This is a genomic window from Xanthomonas sp. CFBP 8445 (assembly GCF_025666235.1).
GTDB classification, from domain to species: domain Bacteria; phylum Pseudomonadota; class Gammaproteobacteria; order Xanthomonadales; family Xanthomonadaceae; genus Xanthomonas_A; species Xanthomonas_A indica.
Genome location: NZ_CP102594.1, coordinates 1,594,121 through 1,606,971, shown reverse-complemented (window position 1 = coordinate 1,606,971; position 12,851 = coordinate 1,594,121). Strand labels below are relative to the sequence as shown.

At 72.6% G+C, this 12,851-nt stretch carries 8 protein-coding genes; 4 read left to right on the top strand and 4 right to left on the bottom strand.

What is annotated here, in order from left to right; genetic code table 11:
- Positions 1 to 284: 284 nt before the first annotated feature.
- Together NUG21_RS06705 and NUG21_RS06700 are read right to left on the bottom strand one after the other, a co-directional pair.
- Entirely contained in the window at positions 285 to 608 is a 324-nt protein-coding gene (locus NUG21_RS06705; RefSeq protein ID WP_242080780.1) for a cupin domain-containing protein, read from the bottom strand.
- Positions 605 to 1,228: a cysteine hydrolase family protein gene (locus NUG21_RS06700; RefSeq protein ID WP_263392635.1), complete on the bottom strand. Its 624-nt coding sequence runs from the start codon at positions 1,226 to 1,228 to the stop codon at positions 605 to 607. The genes NUG21_RS06705 and NUG21_RS06700 overlap by 4 nt, the downstream gene beginning before the upstream one ends.
- A 92-nt stretch (positions 1,229 to 1,320) precedes the next feature.
- Between NUG21_RS06700 and NUG21_RS06695 the strand changes: the two genes are divergently transcribed.
- The 4 genes from NUG21_RS06695 (at position 1,321) to mdtD (ending at position 5,392) form a co-directional block, all read left to right on the top strand.
- The gene (locus NUG21_RS06695; RefSeq protein ID WP_263392634.1) at positions 1,321 to 2,274 is read left to right on the top strand and encodes a GlxA family transcriptional regulator; all 954 of its coding nucleotides are present in this window, start codon (positions 1,321 to 1,323) and stop codon (positions 2,272 to 2,274) included.
- A gap of 66 nt (positions 2,275 to 2,340) precedes the next feature.
- A complete protein-coding gene (locus NUG21_RS06690) occupies positions 2,341 to 2,595 on the top strand; it encodes a WGR domain-containing protein (protein ID WP_263392633.1) in 255 nt (84 codons plus the stop codon).
- A 10-nt stretch (positions 2,596 to 2,605) separates the two neighbouring features.
- The gene (gene hemE / locus NUG21_RS06685; protein ID WP_263392632.1) at positions 2,606 to 3,673 is read left to right on the top strand and encodes a uroporphyrinogen decarboxylase; all 1,068 of its coding nucleotides are present in this window, start codon (positions 2,606 to 2,608) and stop codon (positions 3,671 to 3,673) included.
- A 288-nt stretch (positions 3,674 to 3,961) separates the two neighbouring features.
- Positions 3,962 to 5,392 carry a multidrug transporter subunit MdtD gene (mdtD, locus tag NUG21_RS06680; RefSeq protein WP_160946423.1) on the top strand — a complete coding sequence of 477 codons (1,431 nt, stop codon included), beginning with the start codon at positions 3,962 to 3,964 and terminating at the stop codon, positions 5,390 to 5,392.
- A gap of 154 nt (positions 5,393 to 5,546) precedes the next feature.
- On the opposite strand, the gene NUG21_RS06675 is transcribed toward mdtD, so the two are convergent.
- Positions 5,547 to 9,122 carry a hybrid sensor histidine kinase/response regulator gene (locus NUG21_RS06675; RefSeq protein ID WP_263392631.1) on the bottom strand — a complete coding sequence of 1,192 codons (3,576 nt, stop codon included), beginning with the start codon at positions 9,120 to 9,122 and terminating at the stop codon, positions 5,547 to 5,549.
- 92 nt (positions 9,123 to 9,214) lie between these two features.
- Positions 9,215 to 12,787, bottom strand: coding sequence for a hybrid sensor histidine kinase/response regulator (locus NUG21_RS06670; protein ID WP_263392630.1), 3,573 nt, complete (start codon positions 12,785 to 12,787; stop codon positions 9,215 to 9,217).
- Positions 12,788 to 12,851 lie beyond the last annotated feature (64 nt).

Below are 12,851 nucleotides of genomic sequence, written 5' to 3'. Positions count from 1 at the left end.
CATCAAGGTGCTGCCCAGGGAACCGCCCATCGCTCTGGCTTCGCATGCCGGCCGCGTCCGCACTCGTGGTGAATGGCGATGCCGTGACACCAGGATCTCTGTGCGCACGCAGCGGCATAGCCTGTCCCAATGACGCCAGATCGACAGTGATGGCTCCGTGATAGAACGCACAGCATCAGGTGCGGTATGCGCCGCGCTCTGCACACGTCATCGACGGAACCACGTCTCCGCCACCGCGTAGGCGAGGACCGCAGCGCGTGCCGGCCAGGAGTGCGCCCGAACGCTCACGGACTGCCGTCGCGCTCCACCACCAGCACCCGCGCCGCGCCCTGCGGGTGCGCCACGTGCTCGGTACCCTCGGGCGCATGGAACACGTCGCCGGCCTGCAGCAATGCCGTCTGCTCGACGCCGTGCACGCGCCAGCGCATCTGCACCTGTCCGTCCAGCACCACGAACACCTCCTGGCCATCGTTGACGTGCCAGACATAGGGCTGGTCGGTCCAGTGGATGCGCACGCCGATCCCGTCCAGCAGCGCCACCGGCAGCGCCTCCCAGGCGCGGGTGCCGGTGAAATCGCGCGCCCGCAGCACCCGCGGCGCGGCGCTCATGCCAGGCCCCGCGCGCGGCGGCTGGACTGCAGCACGTTGTCGCGCGGCAGCGGCCGCCCCGCCTGCACCGCCGCGATCCACTGCGCGGTGTCGGCGACCGCGGCGAAATTGCTGTGGAACACCACTCCGAACACCCGGTGGATCTCCTCGGCGCTGGCCTGGCCGGCGGCGTTGGCGTACGGCAGCGCACCGCTGGCGTCGCCCAGCACTTCCACCGCCAGCCCGCGGTGGAAGGCCTCGTACACGGTGGAGGCGTTGCAGTTGTGGGTCATGTAGCCGGCCACGGTGAGGGTGTCGATCGCCTGTGCCTGCAGCCAGTCGGCCAGGTCAGTCCCGGCGAACACGCTGGGCTTGGTCTTGCGCAGCAGCCGCGTGTGCGGCCGCGCGGCGACCTGCGGGTGCAGGTCCCAACCGGGGCTGCCGTCGGCGAACACCGGCGCCTGCGCCGGCGCGGTGTGCTGCACCACCAGCACCGGCACGCCGTGCGCCTGGGCCGCGTCCATCGCCTGCAGGAGGTTGGGCAGCGACTGCGCCACCGGCGGATGGGCGATGGGCAGCGCGCCGTCGAAGTAGGCATTCTGGACATCGATGATCAGCAGGGCGCGGCGGGGAGAAGACATGCGGTGGCTCCAGAGCGAAGAGGCGGCCAGTGTCGGCGGGCGGGTGCGCGGCGACGAGTGGCCCGAAACACCGTTTTCGCTAAAATCGGGCCATGTCGCCGCATCGCATCGCCGTGGTCGCCTTCGACCGCATCAGCCCCTTCCACCTCGCGGTGCCCTGCCAGGTGTTCGAGGCGCGGCCCGACACCGGCCTGCCGGCCTTCGACCTGCGCGTGTGCGCCGCCGAGCCGGGCCTGCTGCGCACCGACGCCGGCTTCGCCATCCAGGTGCAGCACGACCTGGACGCGCTGGACGGCGCCGACACGGTGATCGTGCCGTCCTGGCGCGATGCCGCCGAGCCGGCCCCGGCGGCGCTGTGCCAGGCGCTGCGCCGCGCCCACGCGGCCGGCGCGCAGGTGGTGGGCCTGTGCCTGGGCACCTTCGTGCTGGCCGACGCCGGCCTGCTCGACGGCCGCCCCGCCACCACCCACTGGGCGGCGCTGGCGCGCTTCGCGCAGCGCCACCCGCAGGTGCGGCTGCAGCCGGACGTGCTGTACGTGGACGACGGCGACGTGCTGACCTCGGCCGGCACCGTGGCCGGCATCGATTGCTGCCTGCATCTGGTCCGGCGCCGCCACGGCGCCGAGGTTGCCAACCGCATCGCCCGGCGCCTGGTGGTGGCGCCGCACCGCCAGGGCGGGCAGGCGCAGTACGTCGAACAGCCGCTGCCGGCCAATCGCCGCGACGCCCTGCTCGGCCCGACCCTGGACTGGATGCTGCAGCGGCTGGAGCAGCCGCTGCGCCTGGACGCGCTGGCCGCGCACGCGCGGATGAGCCGGCGCAGCTTCACCCGGCAGTTCCGCCAGGTGACCGGGACCACCGTGGTGCAGTGGCTGGCGCACCAGCGCCTGGTCCGCGCCCAGCAGCTGCTGGAGCGCACCGACCTGGCCCTGGAGCGGATCGCCGCCAGCTGCGGCTTCGGCAGTGCCGGCGCGCTGCGCCAGCAGTTCGCGCGCACCCTGGGCGTGCCGCCCTCGGCCTACCGCCGCGGCTTCCGTGCCGGTTGAGGCCGGCCCGCTGCGTTCCGCCGGCCGCGCCACGTCGCCCGCACCGGCACCCGCTACAATCGGCGCATGCGCGTCTTCCTCCAGCAACGCCCCGACGGCAACGAGCCGCCACGCTACCTGCAGTTGACCCTGCAGCCGGACCTGTTCGGCGGCTGGGAGCTGCTGCGCGAAAGCGGCCAGATCGGTGGCCGCGCGCAGCTGCGGCGCGAACTCTATCTGCAGCAGGAAGACGCCAACGCCGCCTTCGAGAAAGCCCGCGACGCCCAGCTCAAGCGCGGCTTCCAGGTCATGTTCACCCGTGGCGCCGAAGCGCCGCGCTAAGGAATCCCCCATGCTCAAGAACGACCGCCTGCTGCGCGCGCTGCGCCGCGAGCCCGTGGACCAGACCCCCGTGTGGCTGATGCGCCAGGCCGGGCGCTACCTGCCCGAGTACCGCGCCACCCGCGCCCGCGCCGGCAGCTTTTTGGCCATGGCCAAGACCCCGGAGCTGGCCTGCGAGGTGACCCTGCAGCCGCTGGCGCGGTTCCCGCTGGACGCGGCGATCCTGTTCTCGGACATCCTCACCATTCCCGATGCGATGGGACTGGAGCTGTACTTCGTCGAAGGCGAAGGCCCCAAGTTCCGCCATCCCGTGCGCGACGCGGCGGCGATCGCCAAGCTCGGCGTGCCGGACATGGAGACCGAGCTGCGCTACGTGATGGACGCGGTGCGGGTGATCCGCCGCGAACTGGACGGCAGCGTGCCGCTGATCGGCTTCTCCGGCAGCCCCTGGACCCTGGCCTGCTACATGGTCGAGGGCGGCGGCAGCGACAACTACGCGCGGATCAAGGCGCTGGCGCTGAACGATCCGGCCGCGCTGCACGCGCTGCTGTCGGTCAACACCGACGCGGTGATCGCCTACCTGGCGGCGCAGCGCGCGGCCGGCGCGCAGGCGCTGCAGGTATTCGACACCTGGGGCGGCGTGCTGAGCCCGGCCATGTACCGCGAGTTCTCCCTGCCTTACCTGCAGCGCATCGCCCGCGAACTGGCGCGCGGCGATGGCGCCGAGCGCACCCCGCTGATCCTGTTCGGCAAGGGCAATGCGCCCTATCTGGAAGAACTCGCCGGCTCCGGTGCGGAAGGCGTGGGCGTGGACTGGACCATCGACCTGGCCGACGCCGCGCGCCGCACCGGCGGCCGCGTCGCCCTGCAGGGCAACCTGGACCCGGCGATGCTGTACGGCGCGCCGGAAGCGATCGACCGCGAAGTGCAGCGCGTGCTGCGCAGCTATGCCGACGGCAACGGCGGCGCGCTGGACGGCCATGTGTTCAACCTCGGCCACGGCCTGTCGCCGGACATGCAGCCCGAGCATGTCGGGGCGTTGGTGGCGGCGGTGCAGCGGCATAGTCGGCGCGGTTGAACCCAGGATTCGGGATCGCAGTCTCGCGCACGGTCGGCGATCTGACCGTGCGCTCAATCTTTTGCGCTTCGTAGGAGCGGCTTCAGCCGCGACAGGATGTTGCGGGAATGCCCGTCGCGGCTGAAGCCGCTCCGACGCAAACATGCGCATGCCGCCGTCTGCGCAGCCCTGCACGGCGCCGCTCGCTGAGCGCGGGCTGCATCGCCCACACGCACTGCACGCGGCTGCACGACACGGCGACGCGATCTGCGCGATCCTATTGCTCCCCCCGCGTCACCCTGCGTGCCGATGTCCGCGCCCTCCTCCGATCCGATCGCCGTTCCCAACGCGCGCAGTTTCCGTCCGCTGCTGTGGCTGGTGTCGCTGGCCATCTTCATGCAGATGCTCGATGCCACCATCGTCAACACCGCGTTGCCGGCGATGGCGCGCAGCCTCGGCGAAAGCCCGCTGCAGATGCAGTCGGTGGTCTTCAGCTATGCGCTGGCGGTGGCGATGTTCATTCCCGCCTCGGGCTGGATCGCCGACCGCTACGGCACGCGCCGCACCTTCCTGACCGCGATCGTGCTGTTCACCCTCGGCTCGCTGCTGTGCGCGGCGGCGCCGCGGCTGCCGTATCTGGTGGCCGCGCGCGTGCTGCAGGGCATCGGCGGCGCGATGCTGCTGCCGGTCGGCCGGCTGGCGGTGATGCGCTCGGTGTCGCGCGCGCAGTTCCTCAGCGCGATGAGCTTCATCGCCATCCCCGCGCTGATCGGGCCGCTGGTCGGGCCGACCCTGGGCGGCTGGCTGGTGCAGGTGGCGTCCTGGCATTGGGTGTTCCTGATCAACCTGCCGATCGGCGCGATCGGGTTCGCCGCGGCGCTGAAGATCATGCCGGACTTCTACGGCGAGCAGCGCACCCGCTTCGACCTGGTCGGCTACGCGATGCTGGCCTTCGGCATGGTCGCACTGTCGCTGGCGCTGGACGGCATCTCCGAGCTGGGCCTGCGCCACGCCTTCGTGATGCTGCTGGCGATCGGCGGGCTGGCGGCACTGATCGGCTACTGGCTGCACGCGGCCAATGCGGCGGCACCGCTGTTCCCGCTGCACCTGTTCAAGGTCGTCAGCTTCCGCATCGGCATCCTCGGCAACCTGTTCTCGCGCGTGGGCAGCGGCAGCATGCCGTTCCTGATCCCGCTGCTGCTGCAGGTGGGCCTGGGCATGAGCCCGATGGACGCCGGGCTGATGATGATCCCCGTGGCGCTGGCCGGCATGGCCTCCAAGCGCGCCGCGGTGAAACTGGTGGAACACTTCGGCTACCGTCGGGTGCTGATGACCAACACGGTGCTGGTCGGCACCGCGATGGCCAGCTTCCTGCTGTTCGACGCCGGCCAGCCGCTCGGCTGGCGGCTGCTGCAGCTGGCGCTGTTCGGCGCGGTCAACTCGCTGCAGTTCACCGTCATGAACACGGTGACCCTGCGCGACCTGGACCGCGACCAGGCCAGCGCCGGCAACAGCCTGCTGTCGATGGTGATGATGCTGGCCACCGGCTTCGGCGCCGCGGCCGCGGGCAGCCTGCTGGCGGCGTTCAACACCCACCTCGGCGATACCCACGGCGCCACCGCGGCGCTGCACGCGACCTTCGTCTGCGTCGGCGCCATCACCCTGACCTCGACGCTGATCTTCTGGCAGTTGCCGGATACCCGGCCGCATCCGAAGCAGGTGGAAGAGGTGGCGGAGTAGCCGGGATTGGGGATTCGGGATTTGGGATTCGTAACGGCGGCGCGTTGCGGGCTGGGGCTCTCGTAGGAGCGGCTTCAGCCGCGACGGGGCATCACCGGGAACGCCCCGTCGCGGCTGAAGCCGCTCCTACGACGACGGCGGCGCGACGCGCGGGCTAAGCGCCACCGTCGTTGCCATCGCGCTCCCCGGCTCCTGGCACTTCGTCGACGCCCGGCTTCCCCTCCACCGCGTCGGCCAGCATCTCGCCGGTCACCGGTTTGCGCAGGAAGCCGCTGAAGCCGGCGGCGCGGGCCTGCGGTTCGGCGTCGGCGTCGGCGCGGGCGGTGACCGCGATCAGCGGCATGCCGTAGCCGAAGGCGCGCAACTGCCGCGCCAGGGCCAGGCCGTCCAGGCCCGGCAGGTCCAGATCCAGCAGCGCGATGTCGAAGCTGCTCGCCGCCGCTTCGGTCAGCGCGGCCAGCGCGTGCGCGGCATGGGTGACGTGGTGGCCGCGCGCGCGCAGCAGGCCGCCGACCACCTCGGCCACGGTCGGGTCGTCCTCGACCAGCAGGATCCGCTGCGGCGTCGCGGCGCTGCTGGAGCCGCGGGTGTCGCGTGGCGCCTGCGGCAGCGGCTCGGGCGTCCACGGCAACGGCAGCTCGACCAGGAAGCGCGTGCCGGCACCAAGGCGGCTGCGCAGTTCGATGCGTCCGCCCATCGCCACCGCCAGTTCCTGGCTGATCGCCAGGCCCAGGCCGCTGCCGCCGTAGCGCGCGGCGGTACGCGGTCCGTCGGCCTGCTCGAAGCGCTGGAACAGCCGCGCCTGCTGTTCGGCATTGATGCCCGGCCCGGTATCGGCGACCTCGAAGCGCACGCCCTGCTGCGGCTGCAGCGGCGCCACCCGCAACTGCACGCTGCCGTGCTCGGTGAACTTGATGGCGTTGTTGAGCAGGTTCAGCAGGATCTGCCGCACCCGCGTGGCGTCGCCGCGCGCGGTGACGTGCGGCGGCATGGCGTTGTCCAGGGCGAAGGCGAGACCGCGGCCGCGCGCCATCGGCCCCATCATCGCTTCCAGCTCGGCGATCAGCCGGCCCAGGTCGAACGGCTGCTGCTCCAGTTCCAGCCGCCCGGCCTCGATCCGCGCCAGGTCCAGCGCATCGTTGACCAGGCGCAGCAGGTGCGAGCCGGCGTCGCGGATCGATTCGGTGTAGCGGCGCTGCTTGGGGTCCAGCGGCGTGGCCAGCAGCAGTTCGCTCATGCCCAGCACGCCGGTCATCGGCGTGCGCACTTCGTGGCCGAGCGTGGCCAGGAAGCGAGTCTTGGCCAGCGAGGCCTGCTCGGCCACTTCCTGCTTGTGCACCGCCAGTTGCCAGGCGGCGCGCCGGCGCAGGCGCCGCCGGTACAGGTAGGCCAGCAGCCACAGCGCCAGCACCGCCAGCACCGCCAGCCCGGCCACGCCCCAGGGGCTGCGCCACCACGGCGGCAAGACGCGGAAGTGCAGCGTGATCACCTTCGACCACACCTTGTCGGCGGTACGCGCCTGCATCTCCAGGGTGTAGTGGCCCGACGGCAGCCGCGAGAACAGCCGCTCGCCGCTGGCACCCACGTCGACCCAGTCCGGGTCGTAGCCGCTGAGGCGGAAGCGGTAGGTATTGGCGTCGGTGTCGGAGAACGACAGCAGGCGCGCGACGACGTGCAGATCGCGGTCGCCTTCCTGCAGCGCGATATGGTCGGCATGCAGCAGATCCAGCCCGCGCTCGCCGCGGCGCACGCCGATGCGCTCGATCACCAGCGGCGGCTGTCGCCGCGACGGCACCACCTGCGCCGGCTCGAACAGCACCACCCCGTCCGGGGTGCCGCCGAGGATCTGCCCGCTGCGCGCCTGCACCAGGGTGCGGGCGCGGAACTCCTGGTTCGGCAGGCCGTCGTGCACGCCATAGGAGCGGATCGCCTTGCTCGCCGGATCGACCCGGATCAGCCCGCGCACGCTGCTCAGCCAGGCCACGCCACTGGCGTCGACCACCAGGCCATTCGGCGCCAGGGCCGGGAATTCCTGATCGGCATCGATGCGGTCGAGCAGGCTCAGCCGGCGGCCATCCCACAGATAGCGCTCCAGCTGGCCGACGCCGGCCAGCCACACCACATTGCCGTCGCTGATCGCGAAGGTGCTCAGCGGCCGCTGCGGCGCGCCGGGCACGGGCGCGAAACGCGCCTGCGCCGGATCCCAGGCGAGCAGGCCGTGCTGCCCCAGCAGCCAGAGTTGGCCCTGCGGCCCAGTCCGCACTTCCGCCACCACCAGTTCCGCGGGCAGGCCGGCGGTTCCCGGCACCATGGTGCGCAGCACGCGGCCGTCGAGGTCACGCACCTGCACGCCGCCGATATCGCTGAAGATCCACGCGTGGCGGTCGCTGCTGAAGGCGATTTTCTCCACTTCCGCCGGCATCGCCGGGTCGGCGGCGGCATCCTTGGCCCAGCGACGCACCTCGCCGCTGACCGGGTCGTAGCGCAGCAGCCCGCCGAAGGTCGCCGCCCACAGCCGCCCTTGCGGGTCCTCGGCGATCGCGCGCGACCAGTCGCGCCCGAACATCGCCTGCATGTGCCGATGCACGACACCGGTGCCCGGATCCAGCTTGTCCAGCACGCCACGCGTGCCGGCCAGCCACACGCCGCCATCGCGTGAGGCGGCGGTGCCGAGCACGTAGGGATTGCCCATCGACTCCGGGTCGTCCACGCGGTAGGACAGTACCGAGAACTGCTGCCAGTTCGCCGGCAGGTGCCACAGGCCGGCATTGGAACTGGCGAACCACAGGCCGCCCTCGCGGTCCTCGAAGGCCAGTGCCCAGTTCGGCTTGACCAGCCCGTGCGCGGAGTTGCTGTACAGCGGCACGTTGCGGATCACGCCGGACTCGCTCTCGCGGCCCAGCCCGTCCATGGTGTCGAACCAGCGCGTGCCGTGGCGGTCGTGGACCAGCATCGCCAGCACGCTCTCGTCGGACACGTTGCGCCAGTACGGCTCCACCACGCTGGCATCGGCGCGCAGCAGGCGCACCCCGCCCTGGGTGGACACCCACAGGGTATCGTCGCGCTCGGGCGTCAGCCCCTGTACCTCCGGCCGCGGCAGCGCGGCGGCGTCGACGCGCTGGAAGTCGTGTCCGGTCCAGCGCGCCAGGCCACTGCGGGTTCCCACCCAGAGGGTGCCGTCGGCCGTGGTCGCCAAGTGCGTGACGGTCGCCGAAGGCAGGCTGCGTGCATCGCCGGGAATCGGCATGAAGCGGCGCAGGCGGCCGTCCGGCTGCACCTGGTGCAGGCCGCCGGTGGCCGTGCCGAACCAGATGCTGCCGTCCGGCGTGGAGGCGATCGCCCACACCGTGGTGCCGCCGATCTGCGGATAGGTGCTGCGATCGTAATAGCGGAACTGGCGGCGGTCGGCCGAGAGCATGCCCAGGCCGGCGCCGTCGGTCCCGAACCAGACCCGGTTCTGCGCGTCCACGTGCACGCACCAGATCTTGTTGGCGTGCAGGCCGTCCTCGATCCGCCAGATGCGGTAGCCGCGTCCGTCGAAGCGCGCCAGGCCGTCGCTGCTGGCCAGCCACAGATAGCCGAGCTTGTCCTCGGCAAAGCCATTGATGCTGTTGGACGGCAGGCCATCGGCCACGGTGAGCTGGCGCGGCTGCGGCGTCGGCGGCACTGCCGCGCCGGCGACGCCGGACCACGCCAGCAGCAGCCATCCCAAGATCCGTCTCGACCGCATCGCCTCTGTCTCCCCCGGCGGGCATCCGTCCCGCGTCACCGGTGCCATCGTCGGCGATAAGCGCCGGCGCTGGCAACCGGCCCGGCATCGGCTCAGAGTGGCGGCGGCGCGCCGTCCAGCACCGCGTCGATCGCGGCTTCCAGCATCTGCCCGGTGACCGGCTTGCGCACGAACCCTGCGAATCCGGCCGCGCGCGCCGCCGCCTCGGCCTCGCCGTCGGAACGCGCGGTCACCGCCAGCAGCGGGAAGCCGTAGCCCAGCGTACGCAACTGCCGCGCCAGCGCCAGGCCGTCGAGTGCCGGCAGGTCCAGGTCGAGCAGGCCGATGTCGAAGCCGCCCTGGCTGGCCTCGGTCAGCGCCTCCAGGCCGTGCGCGGCCCAGACCACCTTGTGCCCGCGGCCGCGCAGCAGTTCGACCATCACCTGGGCCACGGTCGGTTCGTCCTCGACCAGCAGGATGCGCAGCGCGGTGCGCGCCCGTGGGGCCGCCGCCGGCACCACCACCGCCGGTTCCTGCGCCGGGCGCCAGCGCAGCGGCAGCCCCACGCGGAAACGCGCACCGTGCCCGAGCCGGCTCTCGACCTGGATGCGCCCGCCCATCGCCATCGCCAGTTCCTGGCTGATCGCCAGGCCCAGGCCGCTGCCGCCCTGGCGCACCGCGGTGCGCGGACCGTCGCCCTGTTCGAAACGCTGGAACAGCCGCGCCTGCTGCTCGGCGCCGATGCCCGGGCCGGTGTCGGTCACCTCGATGCACAGCCCGTGGCTGTCCTGCGCCGGCGCCACCTTCAGCGCCACCGAGCCGCTGTTGGTGAACTTGATCGCGTTGCCGAGCAGGTTCAGCAGGATCTGCCGCACCCGCAGCGCATCGCCTTCCACCGTGGTCGGGCCGGGCATGGCGTCGTGCAGATCGAAGCGCAGCCCGCGCGCCTGCGCCAGCGGCGCCATCAGGTTGACCACCTCGGCGATCAGCGCCTGCAGCGCGAACGGCTGCGACTCCAGGCGCAGGCGCCCGGCCTCGATCCGCGCCAGGTCCAGCGCGTCGTTGACCAGGTGCAGCAGGTGGGTGCCGGCGCGGCGGATCGACTCGGTATAGCCGCGCTGCTTGGGATCCAGCGGCGTGGCCAGCAACAGTTCGCTCATGCCCAGCACCCCGGTCAGCGGCGTGCGTACCTCGTGGCCGAGCGTGGCCAGGAACCGGGTCTTGGCCAGCGAGGCCTGCTCGGCCAGTTCCTGCTTGTGCAGGGCCAGCTCCCAGGCGTGCTGGCGGCCCAGGCGGCGCCGGTAGGCGCGCAGCGACACCAGCAGCAGCAGGCCGGCGGTGGCGAGCATCCCGACGATGCCCCAGACGCTGCGCCACCACGGCGGCTGCACCCGGAACGGCAGGCGCAGCGTCGGCGACCAGGCACCGTTGCGGGTGCGCGCCTGGATCTCCAGCACCTGCGCGCCGTCGGGCAACTGCGGCAGGGTGCGTTCGCCGCTGGCGCCGGTGCTGACCCAGTCGCGGTCGTAGCCCGGCAGGCGGAAGCGGTAGACGATGTGCTCGGGATCGATGTAGGACAGCAGCCGCACCGCCACCCGCAGGTCGCGGTCGTCCGAGCGCAGGGTGAAGTCGCCGCGCGTCGGCAGGGTCAGCAGGCGCGGGCCGCGCCGCACCTGCACGCTCTCCATGCTCAGGGACAGCGGCACCGGCACCGGATCCGGCTGCTGCGTGTCCAGCAGCGCCACGCTGCCGTCGGCAGCCGCGGCCACCAGCACGCCGTCGGCGGTCATCAACAGGCCGCGCCGCACCAGTTCCTGGCTGCCGAGCCCGTCGCGGGTGCCGAACGCGCGCACCGCCGGGGTGCGCCGCGGATCGACCCGGAACAGGCCGCGGCGCATGCCCAGCCAGGCGCGGCCCTGCGGATCGGCGACCAGCGCGCTGGACTCGGTGGCCGGCAGGCCGTCGGCCACCGCGTAGCGCTGGCTGCGCTGCCAGTGCGTGCCGGTGTACCGCCACAGCTCCAGGCCGGACAGGCGATGCACCCACAGCGTGCGCGCGTCGGCGAAGGCGAACGACTGCACCTTCTCGCCGGCCAGCTCCGGCGGCGTACGGAACTGCCCGGCCGCCTCGTCCCAGTGCTGGAAGCGCTCGGCGGCCACCCACGGCACCCCGTCGGGGGCCATCGCGAAGGCGGCGATGTCGGTCCCGGCCAGGCCGTGCTGGCCGCCGGGGATGTTCTGCAGGACGTGGCCGGCGCCATCGCGCACCTGCAGGCCGTAGCCCGGCGCGGCGATCCACAACCGCTGGCGCGCGTCCAGTTGCAGCCAGGCCAGGGTGCCGTCCGGGATCGCATCGACCTCGCCGGCGGCGCGGGTCCAGCGCTGCAGGTTGCCGCCGTCCAGCGGGCCGCGCAGCAGCGTGCTGCTGCCGCCGATCCACAAGGCCCCGCGGGGATCGTCCAGCACCGACAGCATGCGTCCGCTCGGCGCACCATTGGCCCAGTGCGGCGCGCTCAGCGCACCGCTGGTGGTGTCGAGGCGAAACACGCTGGCGCCGGAGCCGAGCAGCCAGGCCCCGCCGGCGCGCGCCGGCGCCAGGCCGACGTACTGGTCGGCGGGCAGGCCCTGCGCGGTGCCCAGCACCGCCAGGCGGCGCCAGTCCGGGCGCAGGTAGCCCAGGCCGCGCGTCGGCAGCGGTACCCACAGGCCGCCTTCGCGGTCGCGCAGCACCGCCTCCACCACGCTGGCGCCGGACACCGCCGCGCCACCGGTATCCACCCGCCGCGCCGGCCCGTCGGCGGGCTTGTGCCACAGGCCCTCGCCATTGCCGAGCCAGTAACCGCCGGCGCCGTCCTCGGCGATCGCGCTGACCGCGCGGTGCAGCGCATCGACCCAGTCCGCGCGCCGCCAGCGCCCGGCATGGTCGCGCCGGAACAGGCCGGTGTTGCCGCTGAACCACAGGCCGTCGCCGAGCGGGGTGATCGACGTGATCACCTGCGCCTTGTCCGGCACGCCGTCGTCGATGCGATACGCGCTGACGCGCTGGCCGTCGTAGCGCAGCAGGCCCTTGAAGGTGCCCACCCACAGCACCCCGGCATCGTCGAAGGCCAGGGTCAGCACCGCGCTGTCGAGCAGCGCGTCCACCGCCGGGTCGCCGGCGCGGATGCGCTGCACCCGGCCATCGCCGCCCAGCCGGTACAGGCCGCCGCGGTAGGTGCCGAAGAACACCGCGTCGCCGCGGCTGGCGATGGCGAACACCTCGTCGCTGCGCATCGCCGGCTGCGTGGCCATGTTGAAGTGGCGGAAGCCGCGGCGGTCCGCGCCGAGCACGCTCAGCCCGCCGCCCTCGCAGGCCACCCAGATGCGGTCGCGCGCGTCGATGTGCATGTCCTGCACGTAGTTGCAGCGCAGCGAGGCCGGATCGGCCGGGTCGTGGCGCCAGACCCGGAACTCGCGTCCGTCGTAGCGGGCCAGGCCGTCGCCGCTGGCGATCCAGAGATAGCCGTCGCGGTCCAGCTGCAGCGCGGAGATGTCGCTGGACGGCAGTCCCTGCTCGCTGGAGAACACCCGGAAGCGCGGCAGTTCCGGCACGCCGGCGCAGGCGTCGGCGCAGAGGCCGGCCAGCGCCAACAGGCACAGCAGCCCCCAGCGGCGCCACGGGCGTGGGGAACGCGGGATGGGGGACATGGACATCGGCTCCGGCATGGGACGTCGGCGGATGAACACCGGCGCACTGCCGGGGCCGGACGCG